Here is a 24,311-nt window from a genome sequence, read left to right as displayed (position 1 = left end):
TCCTGTCCGGTCAATCGCTCAGGCTCAGGCGACGTTCACGTTCATTCCACCCGCCCGTGCCGTCCGGAACCAGTTCTCTCAATGTGACGTGGCTTTCGGTGATGGCGATGATCTCGCCAAAATTCTCGCCCATGTGATTGCCCATACTGACCCGATGCACCACGCCCTCGGGGTCGCGGACGAGTGCGTAAAGCTGTCCACCCATCTCCAGAATCCCCTGCATGCGCAGGCCATCAAGCGGATAGCGCTCGAGGTATTCGCGGCGTCGATCCAGGTCCGGTGTCGGTCCCTCGGCGGTTGCGGTGTCATCCGGGCGCAGGCGGTCATCGGGCTCGAAGGGCGAGCGCTCGCCCGCCACGCCATAGCTGAACCCCTCGTAGGGCTCGATTTGTGGAATCGGCTCGATTTCACCGCCCGGGCGCTGATTGATTTCGTTGATGTAGCGCTCCAGGTCGTCCATATCCCGTTCACAGGCACTCAGGGCGAGGCCGGTCACGGCCATGCCCATGGCCAGCAGGGCACGAGTCTTGGGTGTCCGTTTTTTGCTCACGAGCCACCTCCGTCATCGTCGCCCAGATAGCGATAGGTTCTGGCAATCATTTCCACTTCCAGCTCACCGTCATCCTGTGGCCGGATCTGAATGTTGTGCAGGGTCACGATTCGCGGCAGTTTGGCCACGTCATCGGCAAACTGGCCGAACTCGTGGTAGCTGCCGCGCATGCGCAGGCGATAGGGCAGTTCCGCGTAGAAATCGCGCTCCACCTCCGCCTGGGGCTCGAACAGCTCTGACTCCAGGCCACTGGCGGTCGCGGTCTCCGAGATATCCACCAACAGGCTTTCCACTTCGGCCTCGCTGGGCAGTTGCCGCAGCATGGTGCCGAAGGATTCGCGCATTTCCTCCAGCTGATCCCGGTAGTCGTCAAGATTGGCCGCTCGCTCCTGCCGCAGTTCAAAGCGGGAGCGCAGATCGGTCTCTTCCCGTTCCAGGCGTTCGAGGTTTTCCAGCTGATCCTGAACCAGGAAGAAATAACCACCAACCAGCACGGCGACAATGATGATCCCCACCAGGACCAATCGTCCGGCGACTGGCCATTCCGCCATATCGGCGAAGTCGATGTCCCGGAGGTCATTGATATCGATTTCGTTGAGCTTGCGGAGATCCATGATCAGTTGTCCTCCGTGCCCGGGGTGACCTGGACCGCGCGAATGGTGAAGGTGCGCAATCGTCCTTCACCGTCCCGGCGCGGACGATCCCGCTCGATCACCTGCAGGCGGGGCTGGGCCAGCCAATCGGCCTGGTCGATGTTGCGCATATAGGCCGATACGCGGGCCTGGGATTCTGCTACCCCGCGAATGGTCAGGTTGGCCCCGCTCTGGGTGACCTCGGTCAGGTAGACACCGGATGGCAAGGTCCGCACCAGGTCGTCAAAGAGGCGGACGCCATCGGGCCGGCTCTTCTGCAATTCCTCAATGATCTGCATGCGTGCCAGCAGTCGATCCTTGGTTTCCTGAAGGTCCTCGATCTCGGCAATCTTTTCTTCAAGCTGCCGGATCTCGCTTTGGATGCGGTCATTGCGAGACTGCTGGTGGTCTATCCAGCCACCCACCGTATGGTGGGCGTAGAACAACAGCAGGCCGCCGAGGATGGCGGCGCCCCCCAGTTGGGTTCCAAATTCTTTCTGCTTTTCCCGGCGGGCTTCCTCACGCCAGGGCAGAAGATTGATTCTCGGCATCAGTCAAAACTCCTGAGCGCGAGCCCGCAGGCGATCATGAGCGCCGGGGCGTCTTTCTCGACGTTCTGCGCCCGGGCCCGGGACGAAAGTTTCATCTCCCCAAAGGGGTTACCGATCACGGTCGGCACCTCCAGCCTTTCCTGGATCATCTGATCCACGCCCGGGATGGCGGCGCAACCACCGCAGACGATCACCTGGTCCAGTTGCCCGCCGCCGGCGTGGGAAGACAGATAAAACTGCATGGAGCGGTTGATCTGCTGCGCCATGTCGTCCACGAAGGGTTCGAGGATGTCGGTCTCATAGTTGCCGGGCAGCCCACCTTCCTTCTTGGCCTTGCCGGCCTCTTCAAAGGACAGGCCGTAGGCGCGCATGATTTCCTCGGTCAGCTGTCGGCCACCGAAGTTCTGGTCGCGGGTATAGGCCACCTTGCGGTCGTTGAGAATGCTGAAGGTGGTGGTGGTGGCGCCGAAGTCCACCACCGCAATGGTCTTGTCCAGACCGTTGTCGGGCATCTGGTGAGTCAGCAGGCTACAGGCGTTCTCCATGGCATCCGATTCGATCTCCACCACTTTGGCTTGCAGGCCGGCGGCCTCGAGTACCGCCTGACGGTGTTCAACGTTCTCGCTGCGGGTGGCGGCCAGGAACACGTCCACCATGTCCGGGTCCGCCTCGGAGGGGCCCTGAACCTCAAAATCGTAGGAGACTTCCTCCAGAGGGAAGGGAATGTACTGGTCGGCCTGCAGCTCCACCTGCTCTTCCATCTCCTTGCCGGAGAGATTGGCTGGTAGTGTGATCACCTTGCTGATCACCGAGGCACCGCCAATGGCAACGGCTGCCAGCTTGGTTCGGCTGCCCGAGCGTTTGACGGCTTTGCGCACGGCATCGCCGGTGGCATCCACATCGACAATGACCTTGTCGGTGATGGCATTCTGAGGCATGGGCTCCGCCGCGTAGTGATCCACACGGTAGCCGGCCTTGGTCTGACTCAGCTCAATCACCTTCACCGAGGAGGTGGAGATGTCGAGGCCGAGCATTGGCTTGGCGCGTTTTGAGAACACTGCTTTTTTCCTTTCTCAGACGGCAACTTGGCGGCAGAACATGGCCCAGAACATTAAGACCTGAATTGAACTATATATCAATGTGCCGTCAAATCAAATGCGGGTTTATGCGCTTCTATTCCGCACCCCCTGCTGCCGCAGGCTGCGAAGACCAGGCTTGGGGCTCTTTTAAGAAGCAAATAAGCCCTTGAAAATAAAGGGAAAGAATCCCATATATCGAGGGGGCTGGAAGTCCGCGCCGGGGGCCTATTCGCGCATCCGGGCGTCAGGACTTAAAATATGAATCTTGCGGCAAAATGCCGGATTTCTGGTGATTTTTTCCTTCGGGGACATAGATGCAGCGTTTTCTCAAGATCCTGGTTTTTCTGCTCGGTGCCGGTTTTACCCTGTTCGTGGTGGCCATCGGGGTGGTTGTCGGCACCTATCTCTATATTGCCCCCGATCAGCCTGATGTCGAAGTCCTGCGTGAGGTGGACTTCAAGGAGCCCATGCGGGTCTTTAGCCGTGATGGCCGTCTGATCGCCGAGTTTGGCGAGGAACGGCGCCGTCCGCTTCGCTATGAGGAATTCCCGGAACGCCTCAAGCAGGCGGTGATTGCCGCCGAGGACGAGAATTTCTTCCGCCACCGGGGCGTGGACTTCCGGGCCATGCTGCGGGCCTCCTATTATCTTGTCACCACCCGCTCAATGGCCCATGGCGGTGGCTCCACCATCACCATGCAGGTCGCCCGCAACTTCTTCCTGACCCGAGACCAGACCTTTGGTCGCAAGATCCGGGAGCTCTTTCTCGCCTTTGAAATCGAGCGAGAGCTGAGCAAGGAAGAAATCATGAGTCTTTATCTCAACAAGATCTTTCTGGGGCACCGCGCCTTTGGCGCCGCCGCCGCCGCCGAGGTCTACTACGGCAAGGACGTTTCCGAGCTGACCCTGGCGGAGAAGGCCATGATTGCCGGCCTGCCCCAGGCCCCATCGCGGGCCAACCCGGTCAGCAACCCGGAGCGGGCCGTGGATCGGCGGGCTTATGTGCTGGGTCGGATGCTGACCCTGGACCTCATCAGCCAGGAGGAGTACGCCGAGGCCGTGACGGCGCCGGTTACCGCCGGCCTTCACCGCGCCCAGGTGGAAGTGGATGCACCCTTCGTGGCCGAGATGGTCCGTCAGGAAATGGTCCGTCGCTATGGCGACGCGGCTTACGAAGACGGTTTTCAGGTTGTGACCACCGTGGATGGTCGCAAGCAGCCGGCGGCCGTCCGCGCGCTGCGCAACGGCCTGCTCGCCTATGACCAGCGTCATGGCTGGAGAGGCCCCGTCGGCCAGGTCCAGGTCCCCGACGATCCCTCCGACCAGCAGGCCTGGGCCTCGACCCTGGCTTCCTACTACCGTATCGGTGGTCTCGAGCCGGTGGTGGTTGCGGCCGCCGGGGAGACAGGTTTCGAAGCCGTCCGGCGCAATGCCGACCGGGTCACGGTGGACTTTTCCACCATGGAGTGGGCCCGCCCCTTCATCAATCGTAATCGCCAGGGCTCGGCACCAGAGCGGGCCGATGAAGTGGTCATGCCCGGTGATGTCGTGTTCCTGAGTCAGGATGAGGATGGCTGGGCTCTGTCACAGGTGCCGGAGGCCCAGGGCGCGGTGGTCGCGATCAATCCGGAAGACGGCGCCATCGAGGCGCTGGCCGGCGGTTTCGACTTCCGTCACAGCCAATACAACCGGGCGGTACAGGCCCTGCGTCAGCCGGGTTCTGCCTTCAAGCCCTTCATCTACTCCGCCGCCCTGGACAGCGGCTTTACGCCGGCGACCCTTGTTAATGATGCCCCCGTGGTCGTGGAAGAGGCCGACATTGATCATACCTGGCGGCCCACCAATTACACCGGTCGTTTCTTTGGTCCCACGAGACTTAGAGAGGCACTGGTTCATTCACGCAATCTGGTGTCCGTTCGGGTCCTGCGGGATGTGGGTATTGGCCGGACAGCCGGGCACCTGCGGTCTTTCGGTTTTGATGACCGCGCCCTTCCCCGCGACCTGACTCTGGCACTGGGCACGGGTGAGTTGACCCCCTTGGATCTCACCCGTGGTTATGCGGTTTTTGCCAACGGTGGTCATCGGGTGGAGCCCTGGTTCATTGAGCGCATCATGGATCGCCGGGGCGAGCCCCTGTATCAGGCCCAGCCGGCCGTGGTCTGTCCCGAGTGCAGTGTCCCGGGCCTCGAAAACGGGCTGCCGGAAGAACTGCAAGCCGAGGATGCCAGCGATGCCTGGCAGCCATCCCTGCATGAAGATGAGCTCAACCCGGAATCACCCATCAACCTGGCTGAACGTGTGATCAGCCCGCAGAACGCCTATCTCATTGATAGCATGCTGCAGGATGTGGTCCGCCACGGCACGGGCCGCTTCGCCCGCCAGCAGTTGGGCCGCAATGACCTGGCGGGTAAAACCGGTACCGCCAACGAGTATCGCGATGCCTGGTTCAGCGGTTACACACCGGATCTGGTGGCCACCGCCTGGATCGGTTTCGACCGTTCTCAGCCCCTGGGTAATCGGGAGGGTGGCGCCCGTGCGGCGCTGCCCATCTGGACGGAATTCATGGGCGCGGCCCTGATTGGTGCCCCCGAGCGGACTCTGGATGAGCCGCCGGGTCTGGTGAGAGTCCGCATCTCCCGGGATACCGGTCTGATGGTGGGGGCTGATCATCCCAACGGCATGTTCGAGATTTTCCGCGAGGGGCAACTGCCCGAACGGGAAGATAGCAGTGATGAGGACAGTCCGGGGGCGGATGATCTCTTCTAGGCGCCAGCGCCCGACTGGCCAGGCTTTTTCATGAGTAGACGGCGGCCGCCCGCGCCGCCGTCTCTACCGTTCTTCTGGATTTCTTGCACTCCCGCTTGCTTTTCGGGTGCCGAAACCGGTATTTCTGTAAGCAGTTTCCATCCAGGGAGGTCGTCTCTTCATCCCATCCAGTCGCGTCACCAATCCCGCCCTATTTTTTCGGCCCGATCGAGGGGGTAACGATGACCAGACTCAGCACTGACAAGCGAAGCGAGGAAATCCGTCAGCGCATGGCCCAGGAGGCCGCCCGCATCCTCGCCGAGGAAGGGGTGCGTGATTATCTTCTGGCCAAGCGCAAGGCATCCGAACGTCTTGGTCTGGAGCGCAGCCAGCTTCGACGCATCATGCCCACCAATGTGGAAATCGAATCAGCCCTGAACGAACATCTGCGCCTGTTTCATGGCGAGACCCAGCCGGATCGTCTGCGGGAGCTACGCGAGACAGCGATTGAGGCGATGAAACTGCTGCAGGATTTTTCGCCTCGTCTGGTGGGGGGTGTACTTGATGGCAATGCCACCCTGCACGCCGACGTCAGCCTTCATGCCTTCGCCGACATGCCGGAGTCGGTCTATATGTTCCTGATGGACTCGGGTATCCCGGTGGAAACGGAGGAGCGTCGCCTTCGCCAGTCCAATGGCAAGCACGAAAATTACCCGGTCTACAGCTTCATGGCCGGGGATGTCAGCCTGGAAATCACTGTCTTCGGCCTCCACGAAAAAGGCCACGCCCCCCGCAGCCCCATAGACGGCCGGCCCATGAAGCGGGGCAATCTTGCCGCGGTGGAGGCCTTGCTGGAGGAGTGAGTCATCCTCAGGGCCTCGATTGTTGTATCGCCCTTCGTTAGCGGTGACGGGGTGTGCCGGCTTAGGTTTGGTGGTGGTCACCTGTGCCGTGCTCGGAGAGAGTTTGGTTAAGTCTTATGGCTTAGTCCCTTCCGGTGGCTTTTAGTCGCGAATGAATTCGCTCCCACGGTGCCAATAGCTTATGCCGAGGCCGCCGCGGGAGCGGATTTGTCCGCGAATAAACGGCCTGAATCGAAGGTAATCTGCTCGAATATCTGAATAAGCCTTCAGCAGGCACAGTCCAGGTGACCCCACCACAGGTAGGCCTTGGAGGTGACAGGGCTTTCCAGGACTGTGGGCGACAGGATGTCGCCCACAGAGTCCCCAGGGATGGGTTCACGACGTTCCTGGGAAGCCCTGTCGCCTCCAAGGCCGGGACGCAAACGTCACCGTCATCGAAAGGCACTGCAGCGGTCGAAGCCCTCAGCACAAAAACCTAAGCACAAAAAACGGGCGGCCAATGGCCGCCCGTTCCTGTTCTGCTGTCGGACCGCGATTACTTCCGGCGATCCAGGGGCACGTAATCCCGCTGGGTCTCGCCAACATAAAGCTGACGCGGACGACCAATGCGCATGGCCGGGTCACCGATCATCTCCAGCCAGTGGGCCGTCCAGCCCACCGTGCGGGCAATGGCGAACATCACCGTGAACATGCTGACCGGAATACCCAGGGCCTTGTAGATGATGCCGGAGTAGAAATCCACATTCGGGTACAGCTTCTTCTCGACAAAGTAATCATCGTTGAGCGCGATGTGCTCAAGCTCCATCGCCAGCTCCAGCAGCGGATCATTCTCCTTGCCCAGGCGCTTGAGCACCTTGTGGCACATCTCGCGAATGATCTTGGCGCGGGGGTCATAGTTCTTGTAGACCCGGTGACCGAAGCCCATCAGCCGGAAGGGGTCATTCCTGTCCTTGGCCTTCTCCAGATACTTGGGAATGTTCTTCACATCCCCAATCTCATTGAGCATGTCCAGCACCGCCTCATTGGCGCCGCCATGGGCCGGGCCCCAGAGCGCGGTCACACCCGCCGCGATGGCCGCATAGGGATTGGTGCCGGTGCTGCCGGCAAGGCGCACCGTGGAGGTGGAGGCATTCTGTTCATGATCCGCATGCAGAATGAAGAGCAGGTCCAGCGCTTCCGCCGCTACCGGGTCGGGCGAATAGGCTTCCGCCGGGACCGAGAAGAACATGTGCAGCAGGTTGGAGCAGTAGCCCAGATGGTTCTGGGGATACATGAAGGGCTGACCGATGGAATGCTTGTAGGCCGCCGCCGCGATGGTCGGCATCTTGGCGATGATGCGGTGGGCAAACACATCACGCTGTTCCGGGTCCCGCATGGCATTCTGATCGTGATAGAAGGCGGACAGGGAGCCGACCACGCCGGTCATCATGGCCATGGGGTGGGCATCATAATGGAAGCCGTTGAAGAAGCGCAGCAGCGATTCATTCAGCATGGTGTGATAGAGAATGGACTGCTTGAAGCCCTCCAGTGTTTCCCGGCTGGGCAGTTCCCCGTACATGAGGAGGTAGGAGACCTCAAGGAAGCTGGACTGCTCCGCCAGCTGCTCAATGGGGTAGCCACGATAGAGGAGTTGGCCCTTCTCGCCATCGATATAGGTGATGGCGCTCTTGCAGCTGGCAGTGGAGGTGAAACCGGGGTCGTAGGTGAACACGCCTTGCTGACGATACAGCTGGCCAATGTCCACGGTGGCTGGCCCCAGGCTGCCTTCCCGGATGGGCAGATCAACGCTGTCCTCGTTGTCCGGCATGCCCAGCTTGCAGGTCTTCTCGCTCATGGTTCTCTCGCTCCTGTGGAATCCTGGTACCCGATCCTGGGCGCGGTCAGGCCGCCCGGCGTGCAGGCATTCAGCACGCAAACGCAAGAAGAAGGCGGCTTGCTGGTTCGAGCCCGGATCGATTGTCGGGTGCACGCATGGAGAAAGACGCAGAGGCGTCCAGTGTGCCACCCCCGCGACCCGGCCGAAATCGATGACGAAGGGGAACCACGTCGGCAGTGCGGAACCCTCGGGCGTCAGCGTCTGCGCGACTGGCGCGCAGGTCTCCCCGGGTCGGGCGCCCGATTATAGGGCAGATGAGCTGGGAATGACAGGCAGGAAGCAACCACCGGGCGGCTGGCGCCCGGTGGTCAAAAGGATCAGGCGGACTTGCGACCGTACTTGCGGCGGAACTTGTCCACGCGGCCGGCGGTGTCCATGATCTTCTGCTTGCCGGTGTAGAAGGGGTGGCAGGCGGAGCACACTTCGACCTGGAGGTCCTTGCCGAGCGTGGACCGGGTCTTGAAGGTGTTGCCGCAACTGCAAGTCACCGTCACTTCGTTGTATTCGGGATGGATATCCGCTTTCATGGCGTTGAAACCCTGGCTGAATCAGGGGCACAGACCGTTGTCGGCACCCGGAAAACTGGAAACGCGGCATTCTAAACCTCCCGACGTTCCGCCGCAAGGCCTGTGGCTATATACGGTCCCCGGGCGCTTAGCGTCACTAGCTTGAGTGGTGTTTGACTTATTGCGGGCAAGTCCACGGCAAGGCAGGGAAAATCCGGTTTTCCACAAAAGCTGTGGATAACTGTGTGGAAGAACTGGGTCAAACCGTCGCAAATGCCCGTGCGGGCAAGCCCTTCCTTATTTCGGTCACTAAATGGCCACCAGAAAAAACACTGATATTTCAGTCAGTTGGCATTCCCGAGTGAATGCAGTCTGCACAGGCTGCGCAGGATCTTCAGGCCGCCGGAATGGACGATAAGGATGTGAATAAAATGCCAAGGCTGGACCTAATGGGCCCGCTCGGCCGTCACTTGCCAGCCCCCGCTGCCGTCCGGCTGAGCCTCCAGGTTCATGGGGTGGCAGCAAACCGGGCAGTCTTCCATCCATTGACCGGCTTCCGCATCCGCATCAATGAATATTTCCACCGCTTCCAGGCACCAGGGGCATTGCAGGCTGACGGTGGCGAACTTGCTGCTCATGGGCTTATGTCCCTTTCGGCAGAAAACGGGCCTGACATTCATTGAGCAAATCCAGACCCCGTTCACTGGGCCGCCAGTGCTCACCGGAGGCATCTGTCTCCATCAGGCCGTCGGCCGCCAAGGAGCGCAGACCCGGGCGGGCCAGATCGGGATCGAGCCCGGTTCGCTCCCGGAACAGCTCGAGACTGAAGCCGTCAACCAGACGCAGGGCATTGAGCATGAACTCGAACAAGCGGTTGTCGGTGGACAGGGCGTGGCGAGATACCTCGGCCCCCGCGCCCGCAGTCAGACTCATGAAGCGTTGTGGTACCCGGTGCTTGCGATAACGCCATATCTCGTGACCATCACTGACCTTGCCGTGGGCGCCGGCGCCAATGGCGAGATAGTCGCCGAACTGCCAGTAATTGAGGTTGTGCCGGCAGGCCGAGCCGGGGCGGGCCCAGGCGGAGATCTCGTAGCGCTCCAGGCCGGCGGACTTCATCCGCTCGCTGCAGGCCTGCAGCATGTCCCAGCGCTGATCTTCATCCGGCAGGGCCGGCGGCTGGCTGTGGAAGATGGTGTTGGGTTCAAGGGTGAGCTCATAATGGGACAGGTGGTCCGGCGCCAGTGCCAGGGCGGCTTCCAGGTCGGCCACCGCCGCCTCCGGGCTCTGTGCCGGCAAGCCGTACATCAGATCGAGATTCAACCGCTCGATACCGGCCGCGCGGGCGGCGTCTACCGCTTTCCGCGCCTGCTCGGCGGAATGGATTCGGCCGATGGCTTGCAGTTGCTGATCATTGAAGCTCTGCACACCGATGGACAGGCGATTGACCCCCACCTGGCGAAAATCGCGAAAGCGGGCGGCTTCGGCACTGCCCGGATTGGCTTCAAGGGTGATTTCCGCCGACTGCGCCAGACCGATTCGTCGGTCCACCGCTTCAAGCACGCTGCCGATCGCCTTGCCCGAAAACAGGCTGGGCGTGCCGCCGCCAATGAAAACACTCTCGATTCGCCGCCCACCGGCTCGGTCGGCCTCCAGGCCAAGGTCCGCTTCAAGTGCCGCGACATAGTCCGCTTCCGGCACCGGGCCGCTCAAGGCGTGGGAATTGAAATCGCAATAGGGACATTTGCGCTCACACCAGGGCAGGTGAATGTAGAGGCCCAGGGGCGGATTGAAAGGCGCCGTCATATCGTTGGCACGCTGGGGGGCAGAAATATTACTCATTCAGTTTCGCTGCGCAGCAGGCGCTGAAGCAGGGCCAGGGCCTGGCCCCGGTGGCTGAGCCGGTTCTTTTCCGCCGCCGGCAGCTCCGCCGCGGTGCGATCCTCGCCGTCGGGGAGAAAGACCGGATCATAGCCGAAGCCACCATCCCCCCGCGGCTGCTCGATGATTCGCCCCTGCCATTCCGCCTGGGCAATCAGCGGCAGCGGGTCGTTCACATCTCGGAGCAGGGCCATCACGCAGACAAATCGTGCCTGTCGGCCATCGGCGGGGACCCCGTCCAGGGCCTGGAGCAGCCGCTGGACATTGTCGCTGTCGCTGGCATCGGGGCCGGCATAGCGGGCGGAACGGACGCCGGGCGCGCCGTCCAGGCAATCCACGCACAGCCCGGAGTCATCGGCGAGCGCCGGTCGACCACTGTAGGCGGTGGCATTGCGCGCCTTGATCAGGGCGTTTTCCAGGAAGGTAGCGGCGGTCTCGTCGGCCTCGGGTGTCTGAAAGTCCGATTGCGCCATGACCTGGATGCCGAAGCCTTCCAGCATCCCCTTCAGCTCACCCAGTTTGCCCTGATTGTTGCTGGCCAGGACCAGTTCACGAATCGCCATGAAAAACCTCGTCCACCCTTGCTTGTCAGGAGGCCTGTTCCAGCGCCTGGCGCTGGTGTTCCTGCAGTTCTCGAATCCCCTTGTCGGCCAGGTCGAGCATGGCGTCCAGCTCGCCGCGGCGAAAGGCGTGGCCTTCGGCCGTGCCCTGCACTTCGATGAAGGCACCGGCCTCGTTCATGACCACATTGAGATCGGTTTCCGCGCCGGAATCTTCCGGGTAGTCCAGGTCCAGCACCGGGTGGCCGTCAACGATGCCGGTGGATACGGCGGCAACCTGGCCGTGCATGGGGTTTCGCTTCAGCGCCCCGTTTTCCAGCAGTGTGTTGACGGCGTCTTTCAATGCCACCCAGGCGCCTGTTATGGCGGCGGTACGGGTGCCACCATCGGCCTGCAGCACATCGCAGTCGAGGATGATGGCCCGCTCACCCAGGGCCTCCAGGTCCATGACCGCCCGCAGGGAACGCCCGATCAGGCGCTGAATCTCCAGGGTGCGCCCGCCCTGCTTGCCACGGGCCGCCTCCCGGTAACTGCGGCTGCCGGTGGCGCGGGGCAGCATGCCGTACTCAGCGGTGACCCAGCCGCGACCGCTGCCCCGGAGAAAGCCCGGAACCCGCTCGCTGACACTGGCGGTGCAGATGACCTGCGTGTTACCGAATGTGGACAGTACCGAGCCTTCGGCGTGCATGGTGAAATGGCGTGTCAGACTGATGGGCCTGAGCTGATCGGCTGTGCGGCCGTCATGTCGCATTGACTACTCCTGGTGATTGCGTGTGTCCATTACGTTGATGCTTCACGTGCTTATTCGCCGTGCCAGCGCACAGCGACGGCGGTGATATTGTCGCTTTCCGGGGCCGCGTTGGCTTCCGCCTCCGCTGCCAATTCGTTCAGGCAGGCATCCAGATCCTCCGCCGCGCACAGGCGGTCGGCGACCATCTCCATGTCCAGCGCCCCCCAGAAGCCGTCACTGCAGAGCAGCACCACATCCTGGGGCCTGAGCCGCAGGCGGCGCCTCAGTCGCAAGGCCGGTTCCCCTTCGGGGCCGCCCAGGCAGGAGTCCACCAGATGACGCATGGGGTGGGCCTGGGCTTCTTCATCGCTGATCTGCCCCCGGGTCAGCAGTTCGTCAACCACGCTATGGTCCCGGCTGCGTCTGCGGATCCGGCCGTCCCGGAACAGATAGGCGCGGCTGTCCCCGGCGTGCACCCAGCGCACCGTGTCGCGACTGAGCAGGGCCAATACGCCGGTGGTCCGCGGGGCCTGATCAATGCTGAGGCCCGCGGCCAGCTCTTCCACCTTGCGATGGGCCCGGTGCATGGCGTTCTCCAGAAACTTGACCGGTGCACGCACCAGTTTCCCGGAAGACTTGAATGCCGCTGTCCAGGCGCGCACGGCCGTTTCGGCCGCCAGGGCGCCGTCCTGGTGGCCGCCCATGCCGTCGGCCACGCCCAGCATGACCGCCCGGTCACCCACCATCAGGGTGTAGCGGTCCTGATTGCTCTTGCGATGCCCGGTTCGGGTCACATCGGCGGTCTCGATTTCCAAGGACATTGCCCTTTCTGCTGATACTGGCCGCAGGCCCCGGATCCATCAGGCCACTCCGCCCCGGCGGAGCGCATGGTCTGGCCGCCCGCGCTGGCGTATAATGCCCGGTTTCTCCACGAAATTGCCTATTGTATCAAGCCCGCCGCGCCGGGCTGTTACGTTCGGTGCCCAGGGGGCCTGTCCATGCTCAACAGTATGACCGGTTTTGCGCGCAGCGAAACCCGCAGTGACGCGGGTTTGCTGGTATGGGAGCTGCGCAGCGTCAATCATCGCTACCTGGAAACCAGCTTTCGCCTGCCGGAGGCGCTACGGGCTGCGGAGGGGGAGTTCCGCAAGCAAGTGGAAGCGGCCCTTGCCCGTGGCAAGCTGGATGCGGTCTTGCGCCTGGAGACGGGTGAAGCCGAGACTGCCGGTCTGGAGCTGGATACGGCGGTTGCGGACGATCTGACCCGGGCGGTGGCGGCCATGGCCGAGCGCCTGCCAACGGCCCGCCCCCCCAGTCTGGGGGAATTGCTCAAGTGGCCGGGCCTGGTACGACGGCCGAGCCCGGATCCCGAGGGCTTGAGCCGTGATGCCCAGACGGGCCTTGCCGCCGCCCTGGAGGAGCTCAAGGCCTACCGCGCCCGGGAAGGCGCTCGCACCGCCGAGATGCTGGAAAGCCGCTGTCAGGTGGTGGAGGCCCAGGTGGATCGGGCGCGTGAACGGGTGCCGGCGGTGCTGGCCGGGCTGCGGGAACGCTACCGTCGCCGCCTGGAGACCCTGGACATCGAGGCCGATGAGCAGCGACTGGAACAGGAGCTGGCACTGGTGGCGCAGAAACTGGACGTGGACGAAGAGCTGGATCGGCTTGGCAGTCACGTGGCCGAGTTGCGCGAGGCCATGCAACGCAGCGAGCCGGTGGGCCGGCGTCTGGACTTTCTGATGCAGGAATTCAACCGGGAGGCCAACACCCTGGCCTCCAAGAGTCAGGATAGCGAAGCCACGGCGGCAGCGGTGGAGATGAAGGTCGCCATCGAGCAGATGCGTGAGCAAATTCAGAATGTGGAGTGAACGCGGGCATGGCTAGGGGCAATCTCTGGGTAGTGAGCGCCCCCTCGGGGGCGGGCAAGACCTCCTTGGTGCGGGCGCTGATGGACCGCGAAGCCGGGCTGCGTTTTTCCATTTCCTACACCACCCGCCCGCCGCGGGAAGGGGAAGTGGATGGTGAGGACTACTGCTTTGTTGACGAGGCCCGATTCCGGGAGATGATCGAGGGCGGTGAATTTCTGGAGCATGCCCAGGTCTTCGGCAATCGCTATGGCACCGCCCGCGCCCAGGTGGAGCGTGAGCTGGAGAGTGGTTGCAGCGTCCTGCTGGAGATCGACTGGCAGGGTGCGGAGCAGGTCCGGCGCATGATGCCCGAAGCTCGTAGCATTTTTATCCTGCCGCCGTCCCGCGAAGAGCTGGAAAGTCGGCTGCGGGGACGCGGGACTGACAGCGATGCGGTTATCGAACGGCGTCTGCGCGAGGCTCATGCCGAATTATTGCAATGGTCGAATTTCGATTATGCGATCATCAACGATGATTTTGATCGTGCCCTGCAAGACCTGCGCGGCCTGATTCATGGCCGTGGGGAGGGTCTGGAGGCGGATCGTGAGGCCGTGCGGTCGCTGGCCGACCGCCTGCTGGCGGACACGCCAGCCTGAATCCGGGCGGCCGCCGCGCCGCCCATCTGTCGCGGCAGACTTGGTTTCATCCGGGACTGCCCTAAACTTTTAGTGTAGACACAGAGTCTTAGCATCATGGATGCTTGGATTGACCTGAGGGCTCTGACAATCAGCCGAGAGAAGAGGACGACATGGCTCGAGTAACCATTGAAGATTGTATTGAGAAGTGCAGCAACCAATTCGAACTGGTGCTGCTGGCCACCAAGCGTGCCCGTCAGCTGGAGCGGGGCGCCGATGCCCTGTTGCCGTTGGAAAATGACAAGCCCACGGTAGTCGCCCTGCGCGAGATTGCCGACGGCCTGGTGGATCGGGAAATGCTGGAAGAGCAGGAAGCCCGCGAGGCCAGTGAGGCCATGGCCGCCGAAGCCGCCGCAGCCGCCGAGGAAGCCAGTGAGGCGGCAGCCAAGCAGGGGGACCAGGACGCCAGTCACTGATCCATCTGCCGACAGGAGTGCCGGAATGAGTGATGCCGCCGCCAAATATGTCTCGAGTCGCCGGGCTCGGCGGGCGGTGGGCATCGACGATCTGCTGGGCCGCCTGCGAAGCTATCTGCCCGAGGATCAGGTGGAAACGGTGGAGCAGGCCTTCCAGTTCGGTGCCGAGGCCCATGAGGGGCAGCGGCGCCTGACCGGCGAGCCTTATATCTCCCATCCGGTGGCGGTGGCGGGGATTCTGTCCGAACTGCGGATGGACTATAAGACCCTGATCGCCGCCATTCTCCACGACGTCATCGAGGATACCCCCACCGCCAAGGAAGAAATCGCCGAGCGATTCGGTGAGGACGTGGCCCAGTTGGTGGATGGGGTCAGCAAACTGACCCAGATCCGTTTCCGCTCCAAGGCCGAGGCGCAGGCGGAGAATTTCCGCAAGATGCTCCTGGCCATGGTGGAGGATATCCGCGTCATTCTGGTCAAGCTGGCCGACCGCCTCCACAACATGCGCACCCTGGGCGTCATGCCGCCGGCCAAGCGTCGCCGCATCGCCCGGGAAACGCTGGAAATCTATGCCCCCATTGCCGGGCGACTGGGCATCAATGCCATCCGCCTGGAACTGGAAGATCTGGGTTTCAAATCCTTTCATCCCACCCGCTACCGTGTCATCAGCCGACATCTGCGGCGGGTGCGGGGAAACCAGAAAGAAATCTTCCGACGCATCAATCGCGCTTTTGGCGAGGCCCTGGTTGCCGAGAATATTTCCGCCGAGGTGGGAAGCCGCGAGAAGCATATCTACAGCATCTATCAAAAGATGCGGAAGAAGCGTCTGTCATTGACGGATGTGCTGGATGTCTACGGCTTTCGGGTAACGGTGGACAAGGTGGATACCTGTTATCGGGTGCTCGGTATTGTCCACAACGTCTACAAGCCGGTGCCGGGGCGCTTCAAGGACTATATCGCCATCCCCAAGGCCAACGGTTATCAGTCCCTTCACACCACGCTGTTCGGTCCTCACGGTGTGCCCATCGAGGTTCAGATCCGCACCCATGAGATGGATCGCATTGCCGAATCCGGGATTGCCGCTCACTGGCTCTACAAGGGGGCCGACAAGGAGGGGCTTTCCGCGCCGGAGGAAATCCGGGCCCGGGAGTGGCTCAAGGGCGTGCTGGAAATGCAGAAGGGTTCCGGCAACTCCATGGAGTTTCTGGAAAACGTCAAGGTCGACCTGTTCCCCGACGAGGTCTATGTGTTCACGCCCCGGGGTGATATCCGGCGTCTGCCGCGGGGTGCCACGGCAGTGGACTTCGCCTATGCCGTGCATACCGATGTGGGTAATGCCTGTGTGGCTGTCAAGATCAACCGCCGTCTGGCACCGCTGCGGACCCGGCTGGTGAATGGTCAGACCGTGGAGATCATTACCGCCGAGAATGCCCGACCCAATCCGGCCTGGCTCAACTTTGTGGTGAGCGCCAAGGCGCGGGCCGCCATCCGTCATTACTTGAAAAATGTCCATCAGGAAGAAGCGGTGGAGATGGGACGGCGTCTGCTTGAGCGGGCCCTGGGCGAACTGGGCTTCAAGTTGCGCCAGATCCCCCGTTCCCGCTTCAATGCCTTGCTGAAAGAGTTTCACATGGAAGATGCCGAAGAGCTCTATGAGCAAATCGGCCTGGGCCAGCGGGTCGGGCCCATCGTCGCCCGTCGACTGCTCCCGGACGAAGAACTGGGTGAAGCGCCGGCGGGCAGCAGTGGCCCCCTGACCATCAGCGGTACCGAGGGCATGGTGGTGACACTGGCCCGCTGTTGCTATCCCATTCCCGGTGACCCCATCGTCGGCTATCTCAGTCAGGGCCGTGGCATCGTGGTGCATCGGGATGATTGCACCAACCTCAATGAATACAGCAACGATCCCGACAAGTGGGTCGAGATCCAGTGGGAGAAGGGACTGGCGCGGGACTTCTCCGTGGATGTGAAAGTGGACGTGGAGAACAAGCGCGGCGTTCTGGCCTCGGTTGCCGCCACCATGTCGGAAGAAGGCTCCAATATCGAGCATGTGGACGTTCAGGAGCGCGATGGCGCTCATACGACCCTGCATTTCGTGTTCAACGTTCGTGACCGCAAGCACCTGGCCACCATCATGCGCTCCATCCGCGCCATGCCCGAGGTCCTGCGCATCGTTCGCACGCATGCGTGAGCTACGAGCTGCGAGCTACGAGCCAGGCACTCAGAACTCAGTACTCAGAACTCAGCACCCAGAATTCCCCTTCCCCTTGCAGTCCGTCCTGCCAGCACCGAAACTTGAGACTTCCCCATTTGCTGAAAAAACGGAGTCCCCATGTCGCGTGAGGTGATTCATTCGGACAAGGCGCCGGAAGCCATCGGACCTTATTCTCAGGCCATCCGGGTTGGTGAAACGGTCTATCTCTCCGGGCAGATTCCCCTGGACCCGGCCACCGGCAGTCTGATCGAGGGCGATATCGAGGCACAGGTCCGGCGGGTGTTCGATAATCTTTCTGCGGTCTGCGAAGCGGCCGGTGGCAGCCTTGCCGATGTGGCCAAGCTGCAGATTTATCTCGTCGACCTGTCCCATTTCGGCACCGTCAACGAGATCATGCAGGAATATTTTCAGCAGCCCTACCCCGCCCGCGCCGCCCTCGGTGTGGCCCAGCTACCCAAGGGGGCGGAGGTGGAGATGGATGGCGTGCTGGTGTTGCAGCGCTGAACTCATGAGCCAGCCGGAGGCAAAGCCCGATAGCGCGGTTTCCGATCTGGTCCGGCTCAAGGGCGTTGGGCCCAAGCTGGCGGAAAAACTTGGCAAGCTTGGCATCCACGGCGTTCGGGATCTGCTCTTTCATCTACCGCTGCGTTGGGAGGACCGAACCCGGGTCGTGCCCATGGGCAGTCTCCGCCCGGGTGACCGGGTGGTGGTGGAGGGCCGTGTTCAGCATGTGGAGACGGTCTATCGCCGTCGCCGCAGTCTGCTGGTTTCCATTGCCGATGGCAGCGGCAGTCTGCTGCTGCGGTTCTTCCATTTCTCCCGTGCCCAGCAAGAGCGCCTGAAACGCGGTGTGCAACTGCGTTGCTTTGGTGAGGCCCGGCGGGGCAGGCGGGGCCTGGAAATGGTCCATCCCGAGTATCGGGAGGTGTCGGCGGATACCCCGGTGGAGGAAGCCCTCACTCCGGTCTATCCCACCACCGAGGGGCTGAATCAGAATCGTTTGCGTGCGCTCATCGATCAGGCCCTGGCCTTGCTGGACAATGACCCGGCCCTGCTCCGCGACCTTCTCCCTGAAAGCATGCTCCCGGCCAATCTGCGCATGGACCTGCGTGAGGCCCTGCGGGTCATTCATCGGCCGCCGCCCTCCATTTCCTTGCAGGCCCTGACCGAGGGCGAGCATCCGGCCCGACGCCGACTGGCATTCGAGGAACTGCTCGCCCAGCGCCTGAGTCTGCGTCTGGCCCGTGCCCGTTTTCGTCAGGATCCGGCGCGCGCGCTGCACGGTGATGATCGCCTGGTGCCGACTTTTCTGGAGTCACTCGATTTCACCCTGACCCCGGCCCAGCAGCGAGTGCAGGCAGAAGTCTTCAAGGACCTGTCCCGGGAAGAGCCCATGCTGCGCCTGGTGCAGGGGGATGTGGGCTCGGGCAAGACCGTGATTGCGGTCCTCGCCGCGCTTCGGGCGGTGGAGGCCGGTGGTCAGGTGGCGGTCATGGCGCCCACCGAAATCCTGGCCGAACAGCATTTGCAGAATTTTCGCGAATGGCTGGAACCCCTGGGTCTGCGGGTGGGCTGGCTATCCGGCAAACAGGCCGCTGCCGAGCGGCGCTGGACACTGAAGGCGGTGGCCCACGGCGAGATTGATGTGGTGGTGGGTACCCATGCCCTGTTTCAGGCGCAGGTCCGTTTCCGGGATCTGGCTCTGGCGGTGGTGGACGAGCAGCATCGCTTCGGTGTCCATCAACGCCTCGCCCTGCGTGAAAAGGGCGAGCAGGACGGTCGTCAGCCCCACCAGCTGATCATGACCGCCACGCCCATTCCGCGCACCCTGGCCATGACCGCCTACGCCGACCTGGATGTGTCGGTGATCGATGAGTTGCCGCCGGGCCGAACGCCGGTGAAGACCGTGGCCCTGCCCGAGTCCCGCCGTGCCGAGGTGGTGGCGCGTGTCGCTGATAATTGTGCCGAAGGCCGCCAGGTCTACTGGGTCTGTCCGTTGGTGGAAGAATCAGAGCTATTGCAATGTCAGGCCGCTGAAGACAGTGCCCTGGCCCTGCGTGAAGCCTTGCCGGGGATTGAAGTGGGTCTGGTCCATGGTCGCATGAAGGCGGTGGACAAGGAATCGGTCATGCAGCGCTTCAAGGCCGGCGAAATCCGATTGCTGGTGGCGACCACGGTCATCGAGGTGGGCGTCAATGTTCCCAACGCCAGCTTGATGATCATCGAGAATGCCGAGCGCCTGGGTCTGTCCCAGCTACACCAGCTTCGGGGGCGAGTGGGCCGGGGGAGCGCGGCCAGCAGTTGTGTCCTGCTTTACCGGCCGCCCTTGAACGAGATTGCCCGTGCCCGGCTGGAAATCATGCGCGAGACCAATGACGGTTTTCAGGTGGCGCACCGCGATCTGGATCTGCGGGGGCCCGGCGAAGTGCTTGGCACCCGCCAGACCGGTGCCGCCGAACTGCGCATTGCCGATCTCATGCGCGACCGGGACCTGCTTCCTGAGGTGGCCGAGGTCGCTGATCCCTTGCTCCGCGACCATCCTGAGGCAGCCCACGCCCTCATGGCTCGCTGGGTGGGCGAGGCCGGGCGTTATGTCGGCGTTTGATCGTCTCTAACTGCTGACGGCCAGACCCGGTTTCGGCCCTTTTCCTTGGCCTGGTAGAGGGCCTGGTCCGCTTTCCGCAGCAGCTCGTTTGAGCGCTCATCGGCACCCGGATGCACGCTCGCCCGACCAATGGACAGGGTGACGCAGCGGGCTACCGGTGAGGCGCGATGGGCAATGCCCAGATCACTTACCCGCCGCCGCAGGCGTTCGGCAATCGTTGTGGCCTCAGTTCCGTCCACGCCGGGCAGGAGGATGACGAACTCCTCGCCGCCGAAGCGAACCAGGGTGTCTTGCGGTCGCAGCAGCCCCTGCAGGGCGTCCACGATCTGGCACAGACAGTGATCGCCGGTGAGATGGCCGTGGGCATCGTTATATTCCTTGAAATGATCGATATCCAGTATCAGCAGACTGAGGGGCTGGCCCCTTTCGGCGCAGTCTCGCCAGTTGGACTTGAGGCGGTCACGCAGCTGGCGCCGGTTGCCGGCCCCGGTGAGGCCGTCCCGCGATGCCTGGGTGCTGAGTTGGGCATTGGCCTGCTCCAGGGCCGCGGTTCTCTCCTCAACCAGGCGTTCCAGCTGACGGCGGCGACTGCGGGCTCGGTAAAGACCCAGGGCGGAAAGCCCGCCGAGGCCGATCATTGCCGCAGTGACCAGCAGCAGAGGAAACCAGATGGTCTCGCGAAAGGGTGCCTTGACTTGCAAAGCCAGCCTTGCAGTCTGCTCACTCCAGATACCATCTTCGTTGGCGGCAAGTATCTCCAGGGTGTATTCGCCTGCTGGCGGATGAGCCAGCAAGAGGCTGCGGCGATTGCCCACATCCACCCAGGGGCTGGTCTCACCCAGGCGATAACGAAATCGCATGCGTTCGGGTGCGATGAAGCTCAAGCCCGTGTACCGGACCTCCAGCTCCCGACGGTCAGCGGGTATGGTGACCGTGTCATCGACAGGGACCGGCTCCCCGCCAACCCGTACGGATTCGATATGCACCGGTGGCGGTCGCAGCTTGAGGGTGTCTTCCTCTCCGCCCAATTGGACAATGCCATCCACGGTGGGGAACCAGTAACGCCCTTGTGCATCGCGCAGTCCGGCGGGCTGACCGCCGCCATTGGTTTCTGCCACCCGCATCCCATCCCGCGTTCCCAGCAGTTGTACATCGGCGCGTGAACGCTCCCCTCGGATCACTTCCAACAGTTCACTGCGCGAGACACGAGAGATACCCCGGTTGCCGCTCATGATCAGTCCCTCCCGATCATCGCGAAGGATACGGGATATCACCGATTCCTTGAGGCCATGACGCTGGTCCAGGACATGCAACGCCTCGCCGTCGAAGAACTGCAGGCCGGCCCCATAGGTGCCCATCCAGATACCGGCGTCATCCCGATGGATTTCCCGCACCCGCGCCCCGCGCAGTCGTGGATCATCACTGATGGGGCTTGCCTGAAGTGGTCCGTCGCCATCCGGGACCGGTGCCTGGTAGGCGCCTTCGTTGGTGGCCAGCCACAGTCTGTCGTCCTCAAGACGGATCTGGACGATGAAATGTGTTTCGCTGCCTTCAAGCCGGCGAAACTGGTCATTGTCTGCGTGGTAGCGGAACAGGCCCTGATTGCTGCCCAGCCAGATACTGCCGTCAGGACCCTGGTGAAGGGCCGTGACCACAATGTCATCGGCCTGATCCTCGCTGCTCCCTGCCGCCGCGGCCAGGGCGATCTGCCTGAAATCCTGCTCCCCGTCCCGCCGGAAAACCCCACCGCCATAGCTGCCTGCCCAGAGTCTGTTCTGGTCGTCGAGCAGCAGGCTGTAGATGCAGCTGTTGGCCAGCCCATGGTTCTCATTGAAGCGCTCGATCACCTCGCCATCCCGGAAGCGATGAACCCCGGAGCAGACGCCGCCGAGCCACAGATCGCCGCGGCTGTCCGCAACCATTGGCAGGATGGAATGATCCAGGGGGCTGCCGTCGCCGCCATGGGCAATGACGGATCCGTCGCGGAGACGGTTCAGGCCGCCGCCATCGGTGCCAATCCAGAGACTGCCTTCCGGATCCTGAAAAAAGGCGCTGATACTGTGGTGACTGAGACCGTCGTCACGGGTGAATAGCTGGTGGCCGCCGGCGTTCACCCGTCCGACCCCCAGCCCCTGGATGCCGGCCCACAGATTGCCCTGAGTGTCTCGGTGCAGGGCACGGATGGAATAGCCATCCCTGTCCGACCAGTGCCACTCGGTGCTCTCAAGACGCTGATCACCCGCCTCATTCAGACGGAGATGAAAAAGGCCCCGGTCGCCTCCGATCCAGAGTCCGTCCTTCTCACCCACCAGACTGTAGACATGCATGCCGGCGGCCTCGCCCACGGACAGCGGTTGAAAGCGACCGTCAGACTGCTCCAGAAACACCCCGTCCAGGCCGGCAACGGCAAGCCGTTGCCGGGGGCCGAAGCGGGCCAGGCTCATCATCGCCGAGCCCTCGGGCAGACCGTTCTCCACTGCTTCCAATGACTCGCCCTGGAGTCGGAATAGCCCATTGTTGGCGGCAATCCAGGCCCGGTTCTCGTCCCCGATGGCCGCGGACAGCGGCCATCGCATCTCGTTGTCGTGATTGGCGATGGGGTGGGCCTTCTCGCCGTCAAAAAACACCAGTCCCCGCAGCTCGCCGCTGACCCAGAATCCATGCGAATGGGCGCCAATGATGCGCAGTCGCCGGCCCGGCAGCCGCTCATCTTCCAGGCGGTGGAAGCGTTCGCCGTCGAAGCGAATCAATCCGTCATAGGTGGCCAGCCAGAGATAGCCCCGGGGGCCGAGGGTGAGGCCGTTGATGGAGTTCTGGGGGAGTCCGTCCTGGCTGGTCCAGACCTCATGGATGTACTGATCGACATCGCGCTTGGGATCCAGGGCGGTCACCGGGCCGGCCATCAGCGAGGTAATCAGGAGCAACACGCTCATTGCGGGCCATTGCCGATGCACTCCCTGCCGTATCACCTATTGCTCCCTTCGGGCATCCGCCCGGCATTCTGAAATCTTGATCTGTCGTCAGTATAGCGAAAGCCGTCGCCACTGCCTGCGGGGCTGCCGGCGGCCATCCGCGGCGATGCTACAATGACCGCCGCCATGAGCCAGAGCAGCCCACAGCCGGAAATCCAGACCCACGCCAAATGGTGCCCGCCCGACTCGGTGGCAGCGGCGCTGCGCCCGGCGATCTGGCCCTGGCTAACGGAAACCGGCTCCCTGACCAACCGTCTGCAGTCCGAGTTCGGTCAAGCGGTGGAAGTGGAGCGCTTGAGCGAGGCCAATGACGGTGATGGGGCCCTGCGCCGGGAAGTACGGCTGCATGTGGGCGGTAGACCCCTGGTCTACGCGGTCAGCCATATCCCTGCCGCCATGCTGGACAGCCTGGATTGGATGACGTCCCTGGGTGACCAGCCCCTGGGCACGCGTCTGTTCTCGCAGGGCCAGACCAGGCGAGAAGATCTCAGGGTTGCCCGTCTGGAAGCCGATGACCCCCTGGCAGAGCGGGCTCGCCAGGGACTGGAAAATGGAGCCCCGGTGCTCTGGGCTCGTCGGTCTCGTTTGCTGGTGGGCAATCAGGCCATGGTTGTTGTTGAATGTTTTCTGCAGGGAGAGTCGGAATGAGGGAGCGGTTCTCGGACCAACTCGCCCGTAAACTGCGCCGCCTGCGCCGCAGCAAGCTGGTGCAACAGCAGTTGCCCGCCGCCGCGACCCGGGTTGGTCATTACATCCGGCTCATGCGGGTGGATCGCCCCATCGGAACATTTCTGCTCCTCTGGCCCACCCTCTGGGCCCTGTGGCTCGCGGGCGAAGGCCATCCCGATGCCAGGGTCTTCGTGGTTTTCGTGCTCGGGGTCTTTGTAATGCGGGCCGCCGGTTGTGTGATCAATGACTTCGCGGATCGCAATATTGACGGTCATGTGAAAAGAACCAGGGAAAGGCCCCTGGCCACCGGCGCCATCAGGCCCTGGGAGGCACTGGCCCTGTTCGCCGTGCTCGGCCTGGTGGCCTTCGGGCTGGTGCTGACCATGAACCCCCTCACCATCAAGCTGGCTTTCGTCGGTATTTTTCTCGCCGCCAGCTACCCCTTCATGAAGCGCTACACCTATCTGCCCCAGGCCTATCTTGGCATCGCCTTTGGCTGGGCCGCGCCCATGGTCTGGGCTGCCCAGACCGGCGGACTCAGTGAACTGGCCTGGCTGATATTCATCGCCGTCATCCTCTGGGCATTGGCCTATGACACCATTTACGGCATGGTGGATCGTGACGATGATCTCAAGATCGGGGTCAAATCAGCCGCCATCCTCTTCGGTGATCTCGACCGACTCATCATCGGCCTGATTCAACTGGCCTTCCTCTTCACGCTTTATCTCATTGGCCAGCAGGCCGAGCTGGGTGTCACCTATCTCTGGGCCCTGGCCTTCGCCGCCGCCAATATCGTCTGGCAGCAATACCTCATCTACCATCGCCGCCGAGACGACTGTTTCCGTGCTTTCCTTTCCAATAACTGGCTTGGTTTCTTCGTCTTCGCCGGCATCCTCCTGGATTACACTTTCACCGCTTGAGGC

The 24,311-nt window shown here is 62.5% G+C and carries 22 protein-coding genes; 10 read left to right on the top strand and 12 right to left on the bottom strand.

Features of this window, described 5'->3' with window-relative positions:
• Positions 1-10: 10 nt before the first annotated feature.
• Genes VCB98_RS07980 through VCB98_RS07965 form a run of 4 tightly spaced genes read right to left on the bottom strand, consistent with a single transcriptional unit; the run spans position 11 to position 2,791 of the window.
• A complete protein-coding gene (locus VCB98_RS07980; protein WP_346051499.1) occupies positions 11-550 on the bottom strand; it encodes a pilus assembly protein PilP in 540 nt (179 codons plus the stop codon).
• Positions 547-1,164, bottom strand: a complete 618-nt coding sequence (locus VCB98_RS07975; RefSeq protein ID WP_346051497.1) for a type IV pilus inner membrane component PilO — start codon at positions 1,162-1,164, stop codon at positions 547-549. Before VCB98_RS07975 ends, VCB98_RS07980 begins: the two co-directional genes overlap by 4 nt.
• A 2-nt stretch (positions 1,165-1,166) precedes the next feature.
• A complete protein-coding gene (locus tag VCB98_RS07970) occupies positions 1,167-1,733 on the bottom strand; it encodes a PilN domain-containing protein (RefSeq protein ID WP_346051496.1) in 567 nt (188 codons plus the stop codon).
• Entirely contained in the window at positions 1,733-2,791 is a 1,059-nt protein-coding gene (locus VCB98_RS07965) for a pilus assembly protein PilM (protein ID WP_346051495.1), read from the bottom strand. The genes VCB98_RS07970 and VCB98_RS07965 overlap by 1 nt, the downstream gene beginning before the upstream one ends.
• A 335-nt stretch (positions 2,792-3,126) precedes the next feature.
• On the opposite strand from VCB98_RS07965, the gene VCB98_RS07960 reads away from it, so the two are divergent.
• Together VCB98_RS07960 and VCB98_RS07955 are read left to right on the top strand one after the other, a co-directional pair.
• Positions 3,127-5,577, top strand: a complete 2,451-nt coding sequence (locus VCB98_RS07960; protein ID WP_346051494.1) for a penicillin-binding protein 1A — start codon at positions 3,127-3,129, stop codon at positions 5,575-5,577.
• 221 nt (positions 5,578-5,798) lie between these two features.
• Positions 5,799-6,419 carry a hypothetical protein gene (locus VCB98_RS07955; protein ID WP_346051492.1) on the top strand — a complete coding sequence of 207 codons (621 nt, stop codon included), beginning with the start codon at positions 5,799-5,801 and terminating at the stop codon, positions 6,417-6,419.
• 535 nt (positions 6,420-6,954) lie between these two features.
• Here the strand turns inward: VCB98_RS07955 and VCB98_RS07950 are convergent.
• The 7 genes from VCB98_RS07950 to VCB98_RS07920 all read right to left on the bottom strand — a co-directional run bounded on the left by VCB98_RS07950 (position 6,955) and on the right by VCB98_RS07920 (position 12,793).
• Positions 6,955-8,253, bottom strand: a complete 1,299-nt coding sequence (locus tag VCB98_RS07950; RefSeq protein WP_346051491.1) for a citrate synthase — start codon at positions 8,251-8,253, stop codon at positions 6,955-6,957.
• A 359-nt stretch (positions 8,254-8,612) separates the two neighbouring features.
• Entirely contained in the window at positions 8,613-8,822 is a 210-nt protein-coding gene (gene rpmE, locus VCB98_RS07945) for a 50S ribosomal protein L31 (RefSeq protein WP_346051489.1), read from the bottom strand.
• A 425-nt stretch (positions 8,823-9,247) separates the two neighbouring features.
• A complete protein-coding gene (locus VCB98_RS07940) occupies positions 9,248-9,439 on the bottom strand; it encodes a zinc ribbon domain-containing protein (RefSeq protein WP_346051487.1) in 192 nt (63 codons plus the stop codon).
• Between the two features lie 4 nt (positions 9,440-9,443).
• Positions 9,444-10,643: a radical SAM family heme chaperone HemW gene (gene hemW, locus VCB98_RS07935; RefSeq protein WP_346051485.1), complete on the bottom strand. Its 1,200-nt coding sequence runs from the start codon at positions 10,641-10,643 to the stop codon at positions 9,444-9,446.
• Entirely contained in the window at positions 10,640-11,245 is a 606-nt protein-coding gene (gene rdgB, locus VCB98_RS07930; protein ID WP_346051483.1) for an RdgB/HAM1 family non-canonical purine NTP pyrophosphatase, read from the bottom strand. The genes hemW and rdgB overlap by 4 nt, the downstream gene beginning before the upstream one ends.
• A 25-nt stretch (positions 11,246-11,270) precedes the next feature.
• The gene (rph, locus tag VCB98_RS07925) at positions 11,271-11,993 is read right to left on the bottom strand and encodes a ribonuclease PH (RefSeq protein WP_346051481.1); all 723 of its coding nucleotides are present in this window, start codon (positions 11,991-11,993) and stop codon (positions 11,271-11,273) included.
• A 50-nt stretch (positions 11,994-12,043) separates the two neighbouring features.
• Entirely contained in the window at positions 12,044-12,793 is a 750-nt protein-coding gene (locus VCB98_RS07920) for a PP2C family protein-serine/threonine phosphatase (RefSeq protein ID WP_346051479.1), read from the bottom strand.
• Between the two features lie 177 nt (positions 12,794-12,970).
• Here VCB98_RS07920 and VCB98_RS07915 point away from each other — a divergent pair, with 177 nt between their 5' ends.
• The 6 genes from VCB98_RS07915 to recG all read left to right on the top strand — a co-directional run bounded on the left by VCB98_RS07915 (position 12,971) and on the right by recG (position 19,747).
• Positions 12,971-13,837 carry a YicC/YloC family endoribonuclease gene (locus VCB98_RS07915; protein WP_346051477.1) on the top strand — a complete coding sequence of 289 codons (867 nt, stop codon included), beginning with the start codon at positions 12,971-12,973 and terminating at the stop codon, positions 13,835-13,837.
• A gap of 8 nt (positions 13,838-13,845) precedes the next feature.
• Complete coding sequence (gmk, locus tag VCB98_RS07910; RefSeq protein WP_346051475.1) at positions 13,846-14,472, top strand: guanylate kinase; 627 nt, start codon at positions 13,846-13,848, stop codon at positions 14,470-14,472.
• Between the two features lie 152 nt (positions 14,473-14,624).
• The gene (gene rpoZ / locus VCB98_RS07905) at positions 14,625-14,927 is read left to right on the top strand and encodes a DNA-directed RNA polymerase subunit omega (protein WP_346051473.1); all 303 of its coding nucleotides are present in this window, start codon (positions 14,625-14,627) and stop codon (positions 14,925-14,927) included.
• Between the two features lie 25 nt (positions 14,928-14,952).
• Complete coding sequence (gene spoT, locus VCB98_RS07900; RefSeq protein ID WP_346051471.1) at positions 14,953-17,118, top strand: bifunctional GTP diphosphokinase/guanosine-3',5'-bis pyrophosphate 3'-pyrophosphohydrolase; 2,166 nt, start codon at positions 14,953-14,955, stop codon at positions 17,116-17,118.
• A gap of 141 nt (positions 17,119-17,259) precedes the next feature.
• Entirely contained in the window at positions 17,260-17,646 is a 387-nt protein-coding gene (gene ridA / locus VCB98_RS07895) for a deaminase RidA (protein WP_346051469.1), read from the top strand.
• Between the two features lie 4 nt (positions 17,647-17,650).
• Positions 17,651-19,747 (top strand): ATP-dependent DNA helicase RecG, encoded by a 2,097-nt coding sequence (recG, locus tag VCB98_RS07890; protein ID WP_346051468.1) that lies wholly within the window; start codon positions 17,651-17,653, stop codon positions 19,745-19,747.
• Here the strand turns inward: recG and VCB98_RS07885 are convergent.
• On the bottom strand, positions 19,732-22,680 hold the full coding sequence (locus VCB98_RS07885; protein ID WP_346051467.1) for a ligand-binding sensor domain-containing diguanylate cyclase: 2,949 nt from the start codon (positions 22,678-22,680) through the stop codon (positions 19,732-19,734). The two genes, recG and VCB98_RS07885, sit on opposite strands and share 16 nt — an antisense overlap.
• A 153-nt stretch (positions 22,681-22,833) precedes the next feature.
• Here VCB98_RS07885 and VCB98_RS07880 point away from each other — a divergent pair, with 153 nt between their 5' ends.
• The gene (locus VCB98_RS07880; protein ID WP_346051465.1) at positions 22,834-23,367 is read left to right on the top strand and encodes a chorismate--pyruvate lyase family protein; all 534 of its coding nucleotides are present in this window, start codon (positions 22,834-22,836) and stop codon (positions 23,365-23,367) included.
• Entirely contained in the window at positions 23,364-24,308 is a 945-nt protein-coding gene (gene ubiA / locus VCB98_RS07875) for a 4-hydroxybenzoate octaprenyltransferase (protein WP_346051462.1), read from the top strand. The genes VCB98_RS07880 and ubiA overlap by 4 nt, the downstream gene beginning before the upstream one ends.
• Positions 24,309-24,311: the final 3 nt, after the last annotated feature.

Origin of the sequence: Natronospira elongata (assembly GCF_034931365.1) — a bacterium.
Lineage (GTDB): Bacteria > Pseudomonadota > Gammaproteobacteria > Natronospirales > Natronospiraceae > Natronospira > Natronospira elongata.
Note: the sequence above shows the minus strand (reverse complement) of the source record. Positions and strands in the feature narration are given on the sequence as shown.

Bases quoted from the DNA above. Each gene is read 5' to 3' on its own strand.
- VCB98_RS07975 (WP_346051497.1), bottom strand. From the start codon at position 1,164: ATGGATCTCCGCAAGCTCAACGAAATCGATATCAATGACCTCCGGGAC.
- VCB98_RS07970 (WP_346051496.1), bottom strand. From the start codon at position 1,733: ATGCCGAGAATCAATCTTCTGCCCTGGCGTGAGGAAGCCCGCCGGGAA.
- VCB98_RS07960 (WP_346051494.1), top strand. From the start codon at position 3,127: ATGCAGCGTTTTCTCAAGATCCTGGTTTTTCTGCTCGGTGCCGGTTTT.
- VCB98_RS07955 (WP_346051492.1), top strand. From the start codon at position 5,799: ATGACCAGACTCAGCACTGACAAGCGAAGCGAGGAAATCCGTCAGCGC.
- VCB98_RS07950 (WP_346051491.1), bottom strand. From the start codon at position 8,253: ATGAGCGAGAAGACCTGCAAGCTGGGCATGCCGGACAACGAGGACAGC.
- rpmE (WP_346051489.1), bottom strand. From the start codon at position 8,822: ATGAAAGCGGATATCCATCCCGAATACAACGAAGTGACGGTGACTTGC.
- VCB98_RS07940 (WP_346051487.1), bottom strand. From the start codon at position 9,439: ATGAGCAGCAAGTTCGCCACCGTCAGCCTGCAATGCCCCTGGTGCCTG.
- hemW (WP_346051485.1), bottom strand. From the start codon at position 10,643: ATGAGTAATATTTCTGCCCCCCAGCGTGCCAACGATATGACGGCGCCT.
- rdgB (WP_346051483.1), bottom strand. From the start codon at position 11,245: ATGGCGATTCGTGAACTGGTCCTGGCCAGCAACAATCAGGGCAAACTG.
- rph (WP_346051481.1), bottom strand. From the start codon at position 11,993: ATGCGACATGACGGCCGCACAGCCGATCAGCTCAGGCCCATCAGTCTG.
- VCB98_RS07920 (WP_346051479.1), bottom strand. From the start codon at position 12,793: ATGTCCTTGGAAATCGAGACCGCCGATGTGACCCGAACCGGGCATCGC.
- VCB98_RS07915 (WP_346051477.1), top strand. From the start codon at position 12,971: ATGCTCAACAGTATGACCGGTTTTGCGCGCAGCGAAACCCGCAGTGAC.
- gmk (WP_346051475.1), top strand. From the start codon at position 13,846: ATGGCTAGGGGCAATCTCTGGGTAGTGAGCGCCCCCTCGGGGGCGGGC.
- rpoZ (WP_346051473.1), top strand. From the start codon at position 14,625: ATGGCTCGAGTAACCATTGAAGATTGTATTGAGAAGTGCAGCAACCAA.
- spoT (WP_346051471.1), top strand. From the start codon at position 14,953: ATGAGTGATGCCGCCGCCAAATATGTCTCGAGTCGCCGGGCTCGGCGG.
- ridA (WP_346051469.1), top strand. From the start codon at position 17,260: ATGTCGCGTGAGGTGATTCATTCGGACAAGGCGCCGGAAGCCATCGGA.
- recG (WP_346051468.1), top strand. From the start codon at position 17,651: ATGAGCCAGCCGGAGGCAAAGCCCGATAGCGCGGTTTCCGATCTGGTC.
- VCB98_RS07885 (WP_346051467.1), bottom strand. From the start codon at position 22,680: ATGAGCGTGTTGCTCCTGATTACCTCGCTGATGGCCGGCCCGGTGACC.
- VCB98_RS07880 (WP_346051465.1), top strand. From the start codon at position 22,834: ATGACCGCCGCCATGAGCCAGAGCAGCCCACAGCCGGAAATCCAGACC.
- ubiA (WP_346051462.1), top strand. From the start codon at position 23,364: ATGAGGGAGCGGTTCTCGGACCAACTCGCCCGTAAACTGCGCCGCCTG.